General features: G+C 65.0%; 17 protein-coding genes. 5 read left to right on the top strand and 12 right to left on the bottom strand.

All coding sequences use genetic code 11. The annotated features are described in order from the left end of the window. Positions 1-105 precede the first annotated feature (105 nt). Positions 106-603: a GNAT family N-acetyltransferase gene (locus QOH60_RS04025; protein ID WP_526417349.1), complete on the bottom strand. Its 498-nt coding sequence runs from the start codon at positions 601-603 to the stop codon at positions 106-108. Positions 604-618: 15 nt separating this feature from the next. Between QOH60_RS04025 and QOH60_RS04020 the strand changes: the two genes are divergently transcribed. Next, complete coding sequence (locus tag QOH60_RS04020; RefSeq protein ID WP_526417347.1) at positions 619-1,473, top strand: SDR family NAD(P)-dependent oxidoreductase; 855 nt, start codon at positions 619-621, stop codon at positions 1,471-1,473. Between the two features lie 4 nt (positions 1,474-1,477). Here QOH60_RS04020 and QOH60_RS04015 read toward each other — a convergent pair whose 3' ends face one another. Both QOH60_RS04015 and QOH60_RS04010 read right to left on the bottom strand, forming a co-directional pair. Continuing rightward, a complete protein-coding gene (locus tag QOH60_RS04015) occupies positions 1,478-1,864 on the bottom strand; it encodes a hypothetical protein (RefSeq protein WP_526417345.1) in 387 nt (128 codons plus the stop codon). A gap of 43 nt (positions 1,865-1,907) precedes the next feature. Then, positions 1,908-2,336: a hypothetical protein gene (locus QOH60_RS04010; RefSeq protein ID WP_526417343.1), complete on the bottom strand. Its 429-nt coding sequence runs from the start codon at positions 2,334-2,336 to the stop codon at positions 1,908-1,910. 77 nt (positions 2,337-2,413) lie between these two features. Between QOH60_RS04010 and QOH60_RS04005 the strand changes: the two genes are divergently transcribed. After that, complete coding sequence (locus QOH60_RS04005) at positions 2,414-3,253, top strand: ATP-grasp domain-containing protein (RefSeq protein ID WP_526417341.1); 840 nt, start codon at positions 2,414-2,416, stop codon at positions 3,251-3,253. Here QOH60_RS04005 and QOH60_RS04000 read toward each other — a convergent pair whose 3' ends face one another. The 6 genes from QOH60_RS04000 to QOH60_RS03975 form a co-directional block, all read right to left on the bottom strand. After that, positions 3,254-4,459 carry a DUF6183 family protein gene (locus QOH60_RS04000; RefSeq protein ID WP_526417338.1) on the bottom strand — a complete coding sequence of 402 codons (1,206 nt, stop codon included), beginning with the start codon at positions 4,457-4,459 and terminating at the stop codon, positions 3,254-3,256. 149 nt (positions 4,460-4,608) lie between these two features. Continuing rightward, positions 4,609-5,820 carry an O-succinylhomoserine sulfhydrylase gene (locus tag QOH60_RS03995; RefSeq protein ID WP_526417336.1) on the bottom strand — a complete coding sequence of 404 codons (1,212 nt, stop codon included), beginning with the start codon at positions 5,818-5,820 and terminating at the stop codon, positions 4,609-4,611. Continuing rightward, entirely contained in the window at positions 5,817-6,230 is a 414-nt protein-coding gene (locus QOH60_RS03990; protein WP_526417334.1) for a rhodanese-like domain-containing protein, read from the bottom strand. The genes QOH60_RS03995 and QOH60_RS03990 overlap by 4 nt, the downstream gene beginning before the upstream one ends. A gap of 10 nt (positions 6,231-6,240) precedes the next feature. After that, the gene (locus QOH60_RS03985; protein WP_526417332.1) at positions 6,241-6,675 is read right to left on the bottom strand and encodes an Rv0361 family membrane protein; all 435 of its coding nucleotides are present in this window, start codon (positions 6,673-6,675) and stop codon (positions 6,241-6,243) included. Continuing rightward, entirely contained in the window at positions 6,675-8,009 is a 1,335-nt protein-coding gene (purT, locus tag QOH60_RS03980; protein ID WP_526417329.1) for a formate-dependent phosphoribosylglycinamide formyltransferase, read from the bottom strand. The genes QOH60_RS03985 and purT overlap by 1 nt, the downstream gene beginning before the upstream one ends. Beyond that, on the bottom strand, positions 8,006-8,302 hold the full coding sequence (locus QOH60_RS03975; protein ID WP_526417327.1) for a UBP-type zinc finger domain-containing protein: 297 nt from the start codon (positions 8,300-8,302) through the stop codon (positions 8,006-8,008). Before QOH60_RS03975 ends, purT begins: the two co-directional genes overlap by 4 nt. A 19-nt stretch (positions 8,303-8,321) precedes the next feature. On the opposite strand from QOH60_RS03975, the gene QOH60_RS03970 reads away from it, so the two are divergent. Beyond that, entirely contained in the window at positions 8,322-9,923 is a 1,602-nt protein-coding gene (locus tag QOH60_RS03970; protein ID WP_526417325.1) for a Na+/H+ antiporter, read from the top strand. Positions 9,924-9,975: 52 nt separating this feature from the next. Then, entirely contained in the window at positions 9,976-10,596 is a 621-nt protein-coding gene (locus QOH60_RS03965) for a hypothetical protein (RefSeq protein ID WP_526417323.1), read from the top strand. 22 nt (positions 10,597-10,618) lie between these two features. Here the strand turns inward: QOH60_RS03965 and QOH60_RS03960 are convergent, their stop codons facing one another. The 3 genes from QOH60_RS03960 to QOH60_RS03950 are packed head-to-tail and all read right to left on the bottom strand — an operon-like array spanning position 10,619 to position 13,256. Next, complete coding sequence (locus tag QOH60_RS03960; protein ID WP_526417321.1) at positions 10,619-11,269, bottom strand: hypothetical protein; 651 nt, start codon at positions 11,267-11,269, stop codon at positions 10,619-10,621. Beyond that, positions 11,266-11,910 (bottom strand): PaaI family thioesterase, encoded by a 645-nt coding sequence (locus QOH60_RS03955; protein WP_526417319.1) that lies wholly within the window; start codon positions 11,908-11,910, stop codon positions 11,266-11,268. Before QOH60_RS03955 ends, QOH60_RS03960 begins: the two co-directional genes overlap by 4 nt. Before the next feature lie 47 nt (positions 11,911-11,957). After that, on the bottom strand, positions 11,958-13,256 hold the full coding sequence (locus QOH60_RS03950) for an adenylosuccinate synthase (RefSeq protein WP_526417317.1): 1,299 nt from the start codon (positions 13,254-13,256) through the stop codon (positions 11,958-11,960). A gap of 221 nt (positions 13,257-13,477) precedes the next feature. Between QOH60_RS03950 and QOH60_RS03945 the strand changes: the two genes are divergently transcribed. Then, on the top strand, positions 13,478-15,986 hold a 2,509-nt coding region (locus QOH60_RS03945; RefSeq protein WP_526417315.1), incomplete at its 3' end, for a hypothetical protein.

Raw genomic sequence — 15,986 nt, 5'->3', positions numbered from 1 at the left:
GGAGATCTACGAGGCGATCCGCGAGGATGCCCGCACCATGTTGGATCTGTACCGCACCGAGACCGGATATGAAGTGCCGGGGCTGAGTTTCGTGTGCAGCGGGCGTCACTGAAGGACCTTCGTGAAGGCAACCGGGAAGACGTCGCCCTCTGACGGCAGCGGCTCGGCCAGTCGCGTGTAACCGGTGGCGAGGTACAGCGCCTCGGCCTCAGGCTGGCGGTCTCCGGTCGTCAGATAGACCCTGTGATAGCCGCGGCGCGCGATCTCGGATTCCAACGCAACCAGCAACGCGCTCGCGTGGCCTTTGCGCCGATGCTTCTTGTCGGTCCAAATACGTTTAAGTTCAGCGGTTTCCGCGTCAAATCGACAAAACGCACCGCCCGTAACCGGCTGCCCGTCGACCACGCCGATCAGAAAACCTCCGTCGGGTGCCATGAACTCTGCGGCCGGGGACATGCGTAGCCACGCGGCGACGCGGTCCACCGTGCTGCCGTAACGCTCGGCATATTCGACCGCGAGTTCAGCGAGCAGCGGCCCCGCGAGTGGGTGGTCTTGAGATACGGCGACGAATCGCCGAAGCTCTTCCTGCCGAAAACTTGACACCTGTAAAGTCTGTCCATGGACAACATCCACGGCAAGACGGCGGTCGTTACCGGAGGGGCGCGCGGAATCGGGCACGCGATCGCCAAGGCGCTGCTCGAGCGCGGAGCCCGCGTCGTGATCGGCGACCGTGACGTGAACGCGCTCGAAGCGGCGGCGACCGCGCTGGCCCGGCTGGGTTCGGTGTCGGGTTACCCGCTGGATGTGACGAACCGGCAGTCGTTCGGCGAGTTCCTCGACAAAGCGCGCAGCGAGGGCGGCGGGCGCATTGACGTGCTGATCAACAATGCCGGGGTGATGCCAATCGGGCCGTTCCTCGAGCAGTCGGAACAGGCGATCCGGTCGGCGATCGAAGTGAATTTCTACGGTGTGCTCAACGGCTGCCAGTTGGTGCTGCCGGAGATGGTGGCCCGCCGAGGCGGGCACATCGTCAACATCGCGTCGATGGCCGGCATGGTCGCGGTCCCGGGCCAGGCGGTGTATGCGGGCACGAAGTTCGCGGTGGTCGGTTTGACGACTGCGCTCGCCGACGAATTCGCTTCCGCGGGTGTGGAAGTCAGCGTGGTGATGCCGACGTTCACCAATACCGAGCTGATCTCGGGAACCCGCCCGACGGCGGCGCAAAAGCCAGTGCAGCCGTCAGAGATCGCGGCGGCCGTGGTGAAGGTGCTCGACAAGCCGACGACGACGGTGTCGGTACCACCGTGGGGGCGGTTCTTCGCGGCGCCCGCGGCAATGCTGGCGCCGCGCGGACGTCGCTGGCTGAACAAGAAGATGGGCAACGACCGGGTCTTCCTCGACTTCGACACAACCGCGCGCGAGCGCTACGAGTTCCGGGCGCAGCACGCGCTAGGAGTGGAGGACAAGGGCTGACCTGCTACCCGGGGGGCCTCGGGCAGAAGAAGGGTCCGATCATCGCGACGCACTGCTCATAGGTGCTGATGAGCGCAGGCGGTCCTGGCGGGGGCGGCGGAGGCGGGACTTCGCCCTCGAAGATGTTGTCGGCAACATTGCCCTGCCCGAAGTACACGTACCAGTAGGTGTGGCACGCGTTGTTGTCCCAGATGACGGGGTTGATCCGGAGATTGCCGGTCTGCACAGGAGGGTCTCCCGGGCACCAGTGACACGGGCCAGCCGGGTGCTCGTTGGGGCAGCCGGGCCAGGCATCCTGCGGAAGAGGCCCGGGTTGGGCGTAGGCGGTGCCGGCGCTCAGTCCGAAACCAGCCAGCGCAATAGCGGCAGCGAGGAGTGCTTTTGCTTTCACGCTCTGAGGTTGCTGTGGGCCTCTTGGAAAATTCTTGGAAACCCTATGCCCGATGCGCCTCAATGGCGTCGAGCTCGTCGAACAGCTGGTCGACCGAAAGGCGGCGAGCCTGCGCTGACCCGGCCAGGATTACATGCACGGCGTTGGGGAAGTTCTCGGCGTCGTCGTCCTCAGCGGACATGAACCACACTCGTGTCACGGCTTCGACGTCGTCGTCGTCAGGTTCGTAGCCCGACGCGGCGTAGTACCAGCTTGCGAGTCCCGCCGTCGAGTTGTCGGTGTCAAAGGTCCAGCCCCGCTGGATGATTCGACGATCAAATTCCTCGGCCTCGACCATCAGATCCGCGATGTCCTCGAGGTCCGCGGCCTCGGGCGGCTCGTCAGTTGTCTCGTCCATCATCGACGACCACACCACCCGCTGTGCCAGCCGTTTCTGACGGCGGGCCTTCTTGCGGTCGCTTTGCCGAGACATTGAGCCGATGCTACGACGTGACGCGCTCGATTCGGTATTCACGTGCGGGTTGTGCCTTCGCGGGGCAAGCTGTCGCGGTGGATCTCCCGTTGTTCCGGATCGTCACCGATAAACCCTGGCTCGCGGACGTGTTCAAGCCGTTCGGAGCAGTACAGGACGTCGGTGTCGAGGTCGACCCAGACACCGCGCTCGACACGATCTGGTGGGCACCGGGAGGGTGGGCCGCGCGGGCGCACAAGGCTAAAGTGGTGCTTCCGCTGTTGAGCTGCGGGCCGCGCTGGCTCGACAACCTGTCGCGGCGATATCTGGGACGCGACGTCGTGACGCTGCGTCTCGCATCGATGGCGGATCGAGAGTTCGAGCCGGAAGTGTTCGTCAAACTGGCCGAGGCCAAGCACGACAGCTGCCGGCCGAAGGTGTATCGCACGACACGGCTTGCAGAAACCATGCGGCAGTTCGGCTTTCCGCCGGACGCGCTGATTCAGGTTCAGGGTGTGGTGGAGTTCGTGATTGAAGCACGCTTCTGGGTCGTTCGCGGCGATGTGGTCGCCGAATCGCTCTATCGGATTGACGATTCGATCTGGGGCGCAGCCGATTTCGCGGAGAGCACCAGTAGTGGACGCAGCGTGGAGGCGCTCGTGCAGATGCGGGAATTGGCGAGCGAGGTCGCCGGGGAGGTGGCTGGGCCGCCCGGGTATGTGCTCGATATCGGATTGTCCGCGGACAACGAAACGTTGGTGATCGAGGCCAACCCCGCGTGGTCGTCGGGACCTTACGACGGGGAGCCGGCCGCTGTGTACGAAACGATCGTTGCCGCCCACGACTTCGCGGGCGAGCATCCCGAGTGGGCCTGGCAGCCGAATCCGATTTTCGAACGCGTGGAACCGCTGAAGACGGTGAGCGATACGAAGTTCTGATCAGTCGATGTCTGCAGCCGCCGAAACAGCGAGGGTCCGCCCTTCTGGCCGCAGCACAGCGAAGCCTCCTCCCCAGCCGTCCGCGTTCCAAAACCACCACGTGCCGTGAAAACGCCACCAGGCGCATGCCTCGGCCCTCTGCATGACGGTCACGACAGTGTTCGGCGACATATCGGCGGGGTGGAGGAAGCGGAGGTCGCTCACGCCGGCGAGCGCCGCGATGCACTGCCATTTCGCCAATCGCCCGTATGCGTGGCCCAAGCCTCCGTCATAAGCGCCGCCCTGGCCGGCATGAATCTGGATTTCTTGACACGCTCTTGGTGCCGATATCCGCCGTAGAACCGGCGGGGTCGGTCCGCTCATTGACTCGATCGAGAGCCGCGCCAGTGTCGCGGCCTTGACATCCCCGAGTCCGACAGGCCGATCGAAGCGGACAACCGCACCGTCGGCACGTGCGTTCATGTCTTGATCGAGCCAAGAGCGGTATGGCGCAACGAGATCCCGGCGTTCCCAAGCTCTCGTCAAGACGACTGAATCGTCGAAGACACGCCCGATGTCCGGCTGGGACGGTTGCTCGGGCACCGAAGTCGGCGCGTGTTCGATGCCTTCCGATGTTTCGGATGTAGAGGAGGGCGGTGGAAGTTCCCCTTCAACAAGTCTCGCAGGCAATATCCCCAGGCGATGGTCGCTCTCCTTGACCATGGCCAGATATCGCGTGACCGTCTCGTCGGCCGACAGGTCATTGCCCCAAGCGACGTACTCGTGGAGCAGAACGGTCCACGATTCCTGCGGGGCGCGGTGGTCCCCACGCCGGAAGAGATCGAGGACGTCAACAATCGAGTGCGTTCGCGCCATCCAGTACACGGTCCGCCGGAGCGGATGATCTACTCCCCGGGCAGCGAGGCGATGGCAGACGTCGATCAACATCGCAGCCACGTCAGCACCCGGTTTCCGGGCGAACCGAAAGACGATGCTGTCGAACATCTGGGCCTCTTCGGCAAGGCCGTGCCTGCGGTCTACTCCGTAATCACCCAGAGAGCGGTCGGCCCGCATCCGGTCCGCCAACGCCAGGCACAGTTCCCGGTGCGCAGCAGTGAGTTCGTCGCCCCAGCCCTCGACGATGGAACACGCGCGAACCCAGCCCTCGTGGTCCTGCTGCTGCAAGGCCGCCAGGACTTCTGCGACGTCGTTGTCTGTGTTCGCCATGAAGGCACTAATCGTAGTTTGTGATTTGCCTGCCGATCCCGCCGGACGATCCCGCCTGATCTTCGCCGAAAGTTACGTTACGTAGGCGCCTACTCGAACTTTGGCTATATAACGTAACTTTCGGCGCGGCAGGGGGCCGACGAGCCCAGTTAACTCAGCGCTTGATCCAGATCCTCGATCAAGTCCTCGGTGCCCTCGAGCCCGACGCTGATCCGCACCACGCCGTCACCCAATCCGATCGCCGCCCGACCCTCCGGGCCCATCGCGCGGTGCGTCGTCGTCGCCGGATGCGTGATCAAGCTCTTCGCGTCGCCGAGGTTGTTGCTGATGTCGATGAGCTGCAGCTTGTCCAGCACCTCGAACGCGCGCTCCTTCGTGCCCGGATCCAGCTCGAACGTGACGACGGTACCGCCCGCGCTCATCTGCCGCTTCGCCAAGTCATATTGCGGATGGCTCGGCAAGAACGGGTACCGCACCCACTTCACCGCCGGATGTTCCTCCAGAAACTCCGCGACGCGGAGCGCCGACGCGGTGCTGTAGTCCACCCGCACGGCCATCGTCTCCAGGCCCTTCAGCAGCACCCACGCGCTGAACGGGCTCATCGCCGGGCCGGTGTGCCGCATCAGCTTCTGCACCGGCTCGTCGATGTACTCTTTCGGGCCCAGTATCGCCCCGCCAAGCACACGCCCCTGCCCGTCGATGTGCTTGGTGCCCGAGTACACGACGATGTCGGCCCCCAGAGGCATGCCCTGCTGCAACAAGGGCGTGGCAAAGACGTTGTCCAGCACCACTTTTGCACCTGCCGCGTGCGACATCTCGCAGACCGCCTCGATGTCCACCAGCGACTGCATCGGGTTCGACGGCGTCTCGAAGAACACCGCCTGCGTCGGCTCCGACAGCGCCTTCTCCCACTGCGAGAGATCGTCGCCGTCGACGAACACCGTCTCGATGCCCCACCGCGGCAGGATCTCGTCGCACACCATGAAGCACGATCCGAACAGGCTGCGCGCCGCCACCAACCGGTCCCCCGCCGCCAGCAACGCACCCAACGACGTGAACACCGCCGCCATCCCGCTCGCCGTCGCGAAGCACGCCTCCGCGCCCTCGATCAGCCGCAGCCGCTCCTCGAGCATCGAGATCGTCGGGTTGCCATATCGCGAATACACGTAGCGGTCGATATCGCCTTTGAACGCCTTCTCCGCTTCTGCCGCAGACGAATACACGTACCCCGACGTCAGGTACATGGCCTCCGCGGTCTCCTCGAAACCGGACCGCATCAACCCGCCGCGAACGCCGATCGTCGCTTGGCTCACGCCGTCGGGCAGCGGCGTCGGCTTCCGCACCGACGGCACGTCGCTCATGACTGCCTCCACGGCAGGCCGACCGCCCGCCATCCGACCCCGCCGCGATGGCCCTCAGAATCCAGATGCCCCTCGAAACCGTCTAAAACGTTGTAGGACGGCGCAATTCCGGCCGCAGTCGCGGCCTCGGCGGCACCGATCGACCGGTTGCCGGAGCGACACAGAAAGACGACGGGCCGTTCGCCCGGCGTGACGCCGGCGTCGATCAGATCCTGAACGAACCGATCGTTACGCTGGCCATTCGAGCTTGACCACTCCACGTACACCGCATCGCGGCCGAGGTCCGAAATGTCGGCCACCCCGACGAAGCGCCACTCGGCGTCGCTGCGACAGTCCACCAACACCGCGTCGGGGTTGTCGCTCAGCAGTTTCCAAGCCTCCTCGGGCGTGATGTCCCCTGCATAGCTCACGTTTTCGAGTCTATCGATACGCTGAACAGACCTTCCACTGCCCGTCCTGCTTGGCAAACACCAGCGGCGAGCTCCGTTTGTCGGCCGCATTCTTGTCGAAATGGTAGACAACGGTGCCGTCCGCCTTGTCGCCGTCGATCTTGACGTCCTTCACGTCGTCGACGTACCGCGCACCGTTCTTGCTGGCCGAATCCCGTTGCGCCGCAATCACCGTGGCTTCATCGCCCTGCTCTGAGGTGCACGTGTACTTGCGGAAGTCGCCGTAGTTCAGTCGCTGCAGCGCGTCGTTCTGGCCCACCGCCGCGCGGCCCGCCCTCTGCTCCTCGGTCAGCCCGTCGCCGCGGACCCGCGTGAACACCAGCACTGCGATCACGACGAGCGCAAATATCACCAGCGCAGCGGCGAAAGGCCAGAGCGTTGTGGTGTTGTCGTCGTCTTCGAGCACTAGACCTGTTGCTCTTCGCCCGACGGGCTCGGCCCTGCCTTCTGCTCTTCGCCCGAGGGGCTCATCCCCGGTGCCTTCTGCTCTTCGCCCGAGGGGCTCATCGCCGGCACCCAGTACTTGTCCAGAGCGCCCGCGACCTGGCCGACCCGGTCGCGCGCCGCCTTCACCTGCGCAGCGGTGGCCAGCGCAACCCCGAGTCGCCGCTGCGGATAACTCGTCGACGAGCCGAGAATCCGCACATCGCTTTCCGGCACCGTGAGCGCGTCGAAGAGCGCCTGCGTGGCACGCTCGGTGTGAACCTCATCAGCCTGCACACCCGCGTCCGCCTGCGGTTCGGCATACACCACCCGAGCCGCTCCCGGCGTCACCATGATCGTGTCCACGGGCAACCCGAGAATGGCCCGCGCATGCATCTCGAACTCCGTCAACCGCTGCGTTCGCAGCGTCACCAGGCCGCTGTCAGACGGCCACGGCCGGACGTCGACGAAATACACCTCGCTGCCCTTCACCAGCAGCTCCACGCTGTAGACGCCCCGGCCACCCAGGGCATTGACGATCCGCGCGGCGATCGAGCGCGCCGAGTCACGCGCGGCGTCAGTCATCTCCTGCGGCTGCCAGGACTCCAGCACCCGACCATCGCGCCGATGCCCGATCGGCTCACAGAAGTGCACCCGCGGGCCGCCGGCGCCAGTGCTGCGGATCGTCAAAAGTGTTATCTCGTAGTCTATTTCGACCATCGTCTCGGCCATGACGCGCGCATTGGCCACCCGCCCGCCTGCCGCGACGGCGCGCTCCCACGCCGATGCGACGTCGTCGAGCCGCACCAGCACCGAGTCACCGTCGCCAGGGGCTCCTGTCACGGGTCGAACGACCAGCGGAAAACCCGCGTGCTGCGCAACCGCGGCGAGCTCCTCGGCCGACCCTGCGAACCAGAACGGCGCAGTCGGAATACCCAGTTCGTCCGCGGCCAGCCGGCGCAGCCCCTCCCGATCCAGGCTCAACCGACTCGCGCGCGCCGTGGGCACCACATCGGCCAGGCCGCGCTCCCCGATGGCCTCCAGCGCGTCGGTGGCGACGACGGGACGACCGCTCGAATCGTCCGCTTCGGTGACGACGTAGTCGGGCTGTTCGCGTTCGATCATCGCGGTCAGCTCGTCCGGGTCGGTCATCTTGGCGATGACACTGCGGTCGGCGCGGGCGTGAGCAGGTGCACCCGCATCGCGATCGACAGCGATCACCGACACTCCGAGCCGCTGGAACGCGCTGGTCAGCTCCCGGCTGAGTTCGCCCGCGCCCAGGATCATCACGGTGCGCGGCCGAGATTCGTCCGTCACGTGGCGAGCTCCACGTCGACGTAGCACCACCGCCACGTCTCCCCGGGCTCATTCGACGCCATCACCGGGTGGCCGGTCTTGTGGAAGTGCGCCGTCGCGTGCCTGTGGAAACTCGAATCGCAACACCCGACATGCCCGCAACTCAAGCACAGCCGCAGATGCGCCCACGACGATTCACCCAGCTCCTCGCATTCCTGGCAGTGCCCCGGGGTGATCGGCTCGGGTACGTCGGCAGCCGCGGCCGCCTTGAGGTGCTCACACATCTTGGGTGGCTCTGGTGCGCGTCGCCGCATGGTGCCCAAGGATAGGGGCGTGATCACGTCGCTGTTGCTCCTGCTCGTCGGAGGGGTCATCGTCACGGCGCTGGCGCGCCGCTATCACCTGTCGTCGGCGCTGGTTCTGGTGGTAGCCGGATTGGCGATCGGGCTGATTCCCGGCGTCCCGTCGATCGAACTGCAGCCAGATTTCGTGCTGTCGGTGATTCTGCCTCCTCTGCTCTGGTCGGCCGGCCTCGAGAGCAGCTACGTCGCGCTGCGGAAGAACTTTCGCCCGATCGCATTCCTCGCAGTCGGGCTACCGCTGGCCACGACCTTCGCCGTCGGATACGTCGCGTTGCACACCGTGCCGGAATTGACCCCCGCCGCGGCCCTGACACTCGGCGCGATCGTCGCACCACCAGACGCCGTGTCGGCGAGCTCGATCGGTCGCCGCCTGGGCCTGCCGCGCCAGATCATGACGCTGCTCGGTGGCGAGAGCCTGCTGAACGACGCCACCGCGCTGACCCTCTACAAGGTGTCGCTGGCCGCGGCGATCGGCATCTCGATGTCCTGGGCTGACGGCTTCCTCACGTTCGCGCTGGCCGCCGCCGGCGGTGTCGTCGTCGGCTACCTGTTCGGCGTCGTCATCGACTTCATCAGGTCCCACCTCCTCGACGACCCCGTCATGGAAAGCGCGATCGGGCTCGTCGCCCCGTTCGTCGTCTATTTCACTGCCGAGTACATCCACGGCTCGGGCGTGCTTGCCGTCGTCGTCGCCGCGTTGATGCTCGGCCAGCGGTCCACGCACGCCGGTTACGCGACCCGGCTCCAGGACCAAGCAGTGTGGCGGGCGGTGACCTTGATCCTGGAGGCCGTCGCCTTCCTGCTGATCGGCTTGCAGCTGCCCGGTGTCGTCCGTCAGCTGAAGGGCATGCCCGCGTGGGGTGTCGTGTCGGGTTCGGTGGCGGTGTTCGTCACGGTGATCTTGGTGCGCATCGTGTGGATCTACGTCTTCACATATCTGCCGCGGACGCTGTTCGCGGGAGGGCGGAAGGGCGACCCGGCGCCGTCGCGCGCGCACGTGTTCGTGCTCGCCTGGGCGGGAATGCGCGGCGTGGTGTCGCTGGCCGCCGCGTTCGCGGTGCCGATGACGACGCTGTCGGGAGCGCCGTTCCCCGGCCGGCCGCACATCGTGTTCCTGACGTTCGTCGTGGTGGTGGGGACACTTTTGCTGCACGGTCTGACCCTGCCGTGGGTGATACGGCATTTCTGCGTGCACAACGACGACGCCCACCAGGATGCCGTCACTCTTGCGGCCGCTCAGGACAAGGCAGCGCGCGCGGCCGCCGATCGGCTCGACGGCTTGATGGACGACGAGCGACAAGCCGGGCAGACCGATGTCCACAAACACGCAGCGAAGATCCTGGAGAGCTGGAACGAGCGGCGCCGCAACGCCGCATGGGAGCAACTAGGCCGCAGCGACGATGAAATCGGCGAGAGTCCCGCGTCGGCGTTCAAACGACTGCGGTTGGAAATGCTTGCGGAGGAACGAAAGACGTTCATCGCCGAACGCGACGCCGGGCGCATCGACGACGAGGTGCTGCGCACGGCGTTGCGCGGGCTCGACCTCGAGGAGGCGACGATGCGTCGGGACTGAGCTATCCGGCAAATCTGGCAAATTTGCTGTTCCCTGCGCCTAGCCTGTGCTGATGCGCTTCAACCCGCCTCCCAACTGGCCTGCGGCACCGCGCGGCTGGCAGCCCGGCCCCGACTGGCAGCCGGACCCGAACTGGGGACCGCCTCCCGCGGGCTGGCCGCTCTGGGTGCCGGACACCCGCCGGAGAAACGTCATCGTCTGGGTTTGCGCGGCGGTGGCCGTGTTGGCGGCCGGAGGCGTCGGGATTTGGCTGCTGGTCGACAAGCCCTGGCAATCAGACGGCGAGAAGTACTCCGCAACAATCGAATGTAAGGCCGACAACGACGAAGAACAGAAGGTCTGCGATTCGGTGCGAGCGCGGTATGCCGCTCTGGTCGACCGTGACAAGAAGCGCCTAGGCGAGCTCACCTGTAGCAGGAGCGATCTTGTCCAATACGACGTCGACAAGTACGAAACCGAAATCCGAGGGTTCCGATCAGCTTGGGAGTCCGGAGACTTGCGAATCGCAATCACCGACATCGTTGTCAAGGGCGACAAAGCCCCGATGACCGTGCGTGTGTCGGCGAATGGCCGGGATTTCACCCTGAAGGTCGAATGGGCCAAAGAGGACGGCACGTGGAAGGCGTGTTCAACTGCCCTGCCGGGAAGTGACCTGCCGATGCCGTCGCCGTAGTCCACGCGTGTCTGCGCATGGACTACCGTCGCTCCTCAAATACCCCCGCCCTGACCAGAAACAGGCCGCTGACCACCAGCACCCAGGCCGGGAACGCCATCGTCACCCACATGCTGATATCGCTGGCGGCCAGAAGCGCCAGCGCCACAAGGTAACTCAGGAACGCAAGCCACTTCGGCATCAGCCCCGTCCGCAGCCAGATCGTCGCCGCCGAGATCATGAACACCGCTGCCATCCGAAGCGCATAGGTCTTCGTCGCGGTGAGCACAATCATCTTCCCGAAGTTGACCACCTCGGCGTGCGCCGTGACATCGACCACGTCGGCGTTCGCCGCCACCAACCCTGCGGCGACGGCGACGGCAACGAACATCATGGCCAGGAACAAGATTCCGCTGCCGAGGAACACCGAAGCGAAGAATCTGTCTTCGTATCGCCCGAACCCATCGCGCACCACTCCGATAAACCACAGGAAGGTGATGCCGGCGAACGGCATCAGCACCGCGGCCGCGTGGATGCCGTTTTGGCTGTTGTTGATCCACGACGCCGAATCTTTTATTCCCTCAGGCATTCTCACACGGATGAGGACGATCACAGTGCCGAACAGCAGCGCGAACAGCACGCCGGCCAGTGCAGCCGCCCGCGGGGTCTTGAGCCTGTGATGCGGGTCGGTCATGGCTGACCCGGTAGCAGTTGGACCATCAGGCCCGTCCCTTCGGCCAGCAGCGCGCCGTCGGCGTCGGTGAGCGCGCCGGAGACGAAGGCCTTGCGGCCGTCGATGGAATCGAGACGCCCTCGGGCGACTAGCGGCGTATTGATCGGCGTCACCTTTCGGTAGTCGACGTGTAGGAAGGCGGTTCGGCTGATCGGACGCCCCACAGCATGAATCACCATGCCGAACAGCCAGTCGAACACCATCGGCAGCACACCGCCGTGCACGGCCATGTTGCCTCCGACGTGATAACGACTGAATTGGCCGCGCAATTCGACACCATCGGGTGCGTACTGCGTCAGCATCCATGGCGGCATCAGCAAGCTGCCCATGCCAGGCAGTTTGGGCGATCGGCCGGCCGGGGGCACACCCTCGGGCGACTCCGTGGGCGCGAGCAGGTCGATCAGGCCGTCGACGCCGTCGGCCGCGGTTTCCCAGTCGTCCTCCGAAGGGTTGGCCGACACCGCGAGGTCCTGCAGCCGCCGCATGGCCGACAGAAATCGCGCGAAACCCGGTGGTGGATCGGCAAGCTCGTATTCCGGGAAGCCGCCGTGCTTGTGGTAGTCGGGGTCTTCGGGTGCCGTTTCTGATGGTCGCTCGGACAAGCCTCGCTCCGACTCTGATGGTCGCTCGGACAAGCCTCGCTCCGCGCTCACGCGGATGCCGCCAGGATGTCGCGGCGCACGATCGTCTGGTCCCGGCCAGGGCCCACGCCTATGCACGAAACATGGGCGCCGGCAAGCTCTTCCAAACGCAGCACGTAGTCGCGCGCCTTGGCGGGAAGGTCGTCGAACTCGCGCGCCGCCGAGATGTCCTCCCACCAGCCGGGCAACTCCTCGTACACCGGCTCGGCCCGCGCGAATTCGACTTGGGTCATCGGCATTTCGTCAACGCGCCTGCCGTCGACCGTGTATGCGACGCAGACCGGCACGGTCTGCAGGCTGGACAGCACGTCGAGCTTGGTCACGAAGTAGTCGGTGATGCCGTTGACGCGCGTCGCATAGCGGGCGATCACCGCGTCGAACCAGCCGCAGCGGCGCCGACGTCCGGTGGTGACGCCCACTTCGCCGCCGGTCTTCGCGAGATACTCGCCGAACTCGTCGAACAGCTCGGTGGGGAACGGCCCAGAGCCGACGCGCGTGGTGTAGGCCTTCAGGATTCCCAGTACCACGTCGATCCGCGTCGGTCCGATGCCCGACCCGACGGCGGCGCCGCCGGCGGTCGGATTCGACGACGTCACATAGGGATAGGTGCCGTGGTCGACGTCGAGCAACGTGCCTTGCGAGCCCTCGAGCAGCACCGTCTCGCCGTCGGCGAGGGCGTTGTTGAGCAGCAGCCGGGTGTCGGCGATGCGGTGCGCGAAGCCCTCTGCCTGCTCAAGCACCGAATGAACGATCGTGTCGGGGTCCAGCGCTTTGCGGTTGTAGATCTTGACGAGCACCTGGTTCTTGAATTCCAGTGCGGCTTCCACCTTTTGGGTGAGCAGCGCCGGGTCACGCACGTCGGAGACGCGTATCCCGATGCGCGCGATCTTGTCCTGGTAACACGGCCCGATGCCGCGTCCCGTCGTGCCGATCTTCTTGGTGCCGAGGTAGCGCTCGGTCACCTTGTCGATCGCGACGTGGTAGGGCATCAGCAGATGTGCGTCTGCGGAGATCAACAACCGCGAGGTGTCGACCTTGCGCTGTTCGAGGCCGCTCAGCTCATCGAGCAGCACACCCGGGTCGACGACGACGCCGTTGCCGATCACGTTCGTCACGCCCGGCGTGAGGATGCCCGACGGGATCAGGTGCAGTGCGAAGTTCTCGCCGCCGGGCAGCACGACGGTGTGGCCGGCGTTGTTTCCGCCTTGATAGCGCACCACCCACTGGGCTCGCCCACCGAGCAGATCGGTGGCCTTGCCCTTGCCTTCGTCACCCCACTGGGCGCCGATCAGGACGATTGCCGGCATCGCGTCTTCTCCTGCTTATCGTGGTGCAGCCGACATGGACTGGAAAACAGCAGGTCGATCACCATAGCCAGCCTAGATTAGCGACTTTGATGCGTTGCGGAGAACGCGAGGATGCCTCAAGGGGCAGCCAAGTCTGCACGCGAGATTACTCAAACGACGCTGCTGCGCAGTCAATCGGCTGGCTAACCTCGACGTTCCAGCATCGGACGGCATGGGGAGACGTGTTCGAGCGCGACGGCACCGCAAGCCGGCCTGCGCAATCCCAGCGCGAGGCCAAACTGGGTCGTGCGCGGTCGTCCACCGATAACGGCACGCAGCTGCCACGGCTGGCCTTGCGGCGACAGCCGTCGGCCGTCCTGCGGTTGCAGCGACTGGCCGGCAATAAGGCCGTTGCGGAGTGGTTGTCAGAATCGCCACCCGCAGCCGTGCAGCGCAGCCCCGGGGACATCAACGACCAAGACCTCCTGCTGCACGTCGTTGTCGGCGGCGACTCGGTCGCGTGGGTGTTCCCTGTTAGCGAAATAGGCACGAACGCAACGCAATTCCTCAAAGGAAGCTCTGGCGAGATCGCGAAGATCGAGGCCGAGGTGGCGAAAGCGGTTGCTGGCCCTGCCGGACTGCTCGCCGAGAACAGGGTGTACTTGGAGAGCCCACCGGTGGCAGCGGACCTGCAAAAGGACGTCGAGGACTGGCCGGCCAAGCGGACACTGACGAGATTCCCGGCGCGGCTGGCGGCCCGGGCTCAAGCCGTCAAGGACACCCGCTTGCGCTATCCCCTCGAAACGCAAATCGCCACGAGCGCGGGGATCTCGCCTGCGCAGATCGACTGGCGACGCGAGATCGCAGCGATGCGCGCGCAGCCGCCGGACTCGACGACAATGGTGGAAGCCAGCCGCGCCGACCGCTTTGACCTGGCGTTGCAGGTCCTCGAAGAGGAGGCAGCGGCGGGGGTGCAGCCTGTCGGCAACGAACCGCTGCACACGCTGGTTTTCAAGCCGCTCATCTACGCCAAGTACGCAGCTACGGACCCTCCTCCATCGGAGTTCAACGCCGACGCGCTGACGAAGACGCACAGCGAAGCGTTCCTGACGACATGGCTGCCGAAGATCAGGTATGTCCGCCTCGTTCCCGACAATTTCGACCTGTCGCCGTTCGCGCCGACAGGTGACCTCGATCCCGTTCGCAAGGCACTCGTCGAGAAATATATCGATGAGGCCGCGCCACGGACGATGGAGAAGTATCTCCTCGACATGTGGACCGCCGACGCATTGAAGAGGTCACCAGAACAATTTCTCAAGACTGCCGACCTCGGCGGTGTCAAGGGATCCTTGGTGACCCATCTGGCCAAGGACTTCCACCGTTGGGCGCGCACGCAACCTGACTTCCACGGGGCATTTTGGGCCGAGGTGGGGCAACGCGCGGCATTTGCGGCCGTCACGGCGATGTTCACCGCCGGCCGAGCGGTGCAGAAATACAACGAGAACCTCGCGGAGCGATTCGAGCACGCCAAGCTCCTCGACCTGGATCAAGAGGAATTCGGTATCGCGAAGGACCCGTACGGCTATCTAGAGCGATTGGAGGACGCCGCGAAGGTCACAAATGCGTTGACGCAGACGATGACTCCCGGAAAGAGCCTCGAGGGGAACTTGCTCGGGTGGTACGAAGGAGCGTTGACGGCATGGTCGCCCGGGACACCCAACGCTCGGATGGGCGCGTTGCTGCTCGGCTTCGTGAACACCCTTGACAGCCTTAAGAAAACGGTGGAGGCGCAGGAGAAGAACGTCGGCAAGGAACTGTCGAAGGACCTCACCACCAGTTACCCCAAAATCGAAGCGATCATCCGCAACGAGTCGAGATACGCCGAAGAGTTCATCACGTCCAAGTGGATCCCGATGCTCAAGACCGTTGCGCTGGAGCAGATCACCAAGAACCGCGACGACATGAAAGAACATGTGGCGAAATGGCCGGAGTACCGGGAGCGGACCGCGGCCAAGTTCCGGATCTGCGCTCACGTGCTCGACGACCTGATCACTCGACTGAACTCCGGCGATCTCGACTCCATCGAACTCGATGGCCAACTGCTGACGAAAGACCAGGTGCCGCAACTGGAAAACGCCAGGGACTTCATGCAGGGGCAGGCGGACACATACGCCGACGAGTCCGATGCGGAGGAAAAGAAAGACGACATGCAGGACGCCGTCGACGGATTCGAGAAGGTACGCAAGCGCATTCTCAGCGGCGACTACAAGCCGGTCGACTACACCAAAGCCGTCTACGATGAAGCGCGAAAACGGCTCGGGCTGACGGGATACGCCGATCTGACCACGATGGGTCAGGCGCTCGACCGCTGGGTGGTGGTGCCGGACAATCCGTTCCTCGCCTACGCGATCGCGCGCTGGCAGTGGGAAGAACACGTCAAAGAACTGGACCACGAGTTCAAGGTGTTCCTGGCCCTGGGCTTGTTAACCCTCGCGTCCCTGGTCGTACCCGGTGCGGCGGGTGTAGTGCTCACCGCGATCGACATCGGCGTCGGGATCGTCCAGGGCATCGGCGCTGTGCAGGACGCATACGCGCTACTGGACATGGCAAAGCTCGATGACAATGGCACCGTTCGCGGCGTGACGGTGGAGCAGGCGCGCGCAGCCCTCAAGACGGCGTGGATCGGGTTGGGGCTCAACATCCTTCTCGCCGGCGCCGGTATCGCGACCCTGTTCGGCAGGCTGATACTCA

Origin of the sequence: Mycobacterium sp. (assembly GCF_032159765.1) — a bacterium.
Lineage (GTDB): Bacteria > Actinomycetota > Actinomycetes > Mycobacteriales > Mycobacteriaceae > Mycobacterium.
The sequence above is the reverse complement of the archived record's forward strand: the minus strand, read 5'-3'. Positions and strand labels throughout refer to the sequence as shown.

Coding starts and splice junctions, on each gene's coding strand:
- QOH60_RS04020 (WP_526417347.1), top strand. CDS start 619: ATGGACAACATCCACGGCAAGACGGCGGTCGTTACCGGAGGGGCGCGC.
- QOH60_RS04010 (WP_526417343.1), bottom strand. CDS start 2,336: ATGTCTCGGCAAAGCGACCGCAAGAAGGCCCGCCGTCAGAAACGGCTG.
- QOH60_RS04000 (WP_526417338.1), bottom strand. CDS start 4,459: ATGGCGAACACAGACAACGACGTCGCAGAAGTCCTGGCGGCCTTGCAG.
- QOH60_RS03995 (WP_526417336.1), bottom strand. CDS start 5,820: ATGAGCGACGTGCCGTCGGTGCGGAAGCCGACGCCGCTGCCCGACGGC.
- QOH60_RS03975 (WP_526417327.1), bottom strand. CDS start 8,302: ATGCGGCGACGCGCACCAGAGCCACCCAAGATGTGTGAGCACCTCAAG.
- QOH60_RS03965 (WP_526417323.1), top strand. CDS start 9,976: ATGCGCTTCAACCCGCCTCCCAACTGGCCTGCGGCACCGCGCGGCTGG.
- QOH60_RS03960 (WP_526417321.1), bottom strand. CDS start 11,269: ATGACCGACCCGCATCACAGGCTCAAGACCCCGCGGGCGGCTGCACTG.
- QOH60_RS03950 (WP_526417317.1), bottom strand. CDS start 13,256: ATGCCGGCAATCGTCCTGATCGGCGCCCAGTGGGGTGACGAAGGCAAG.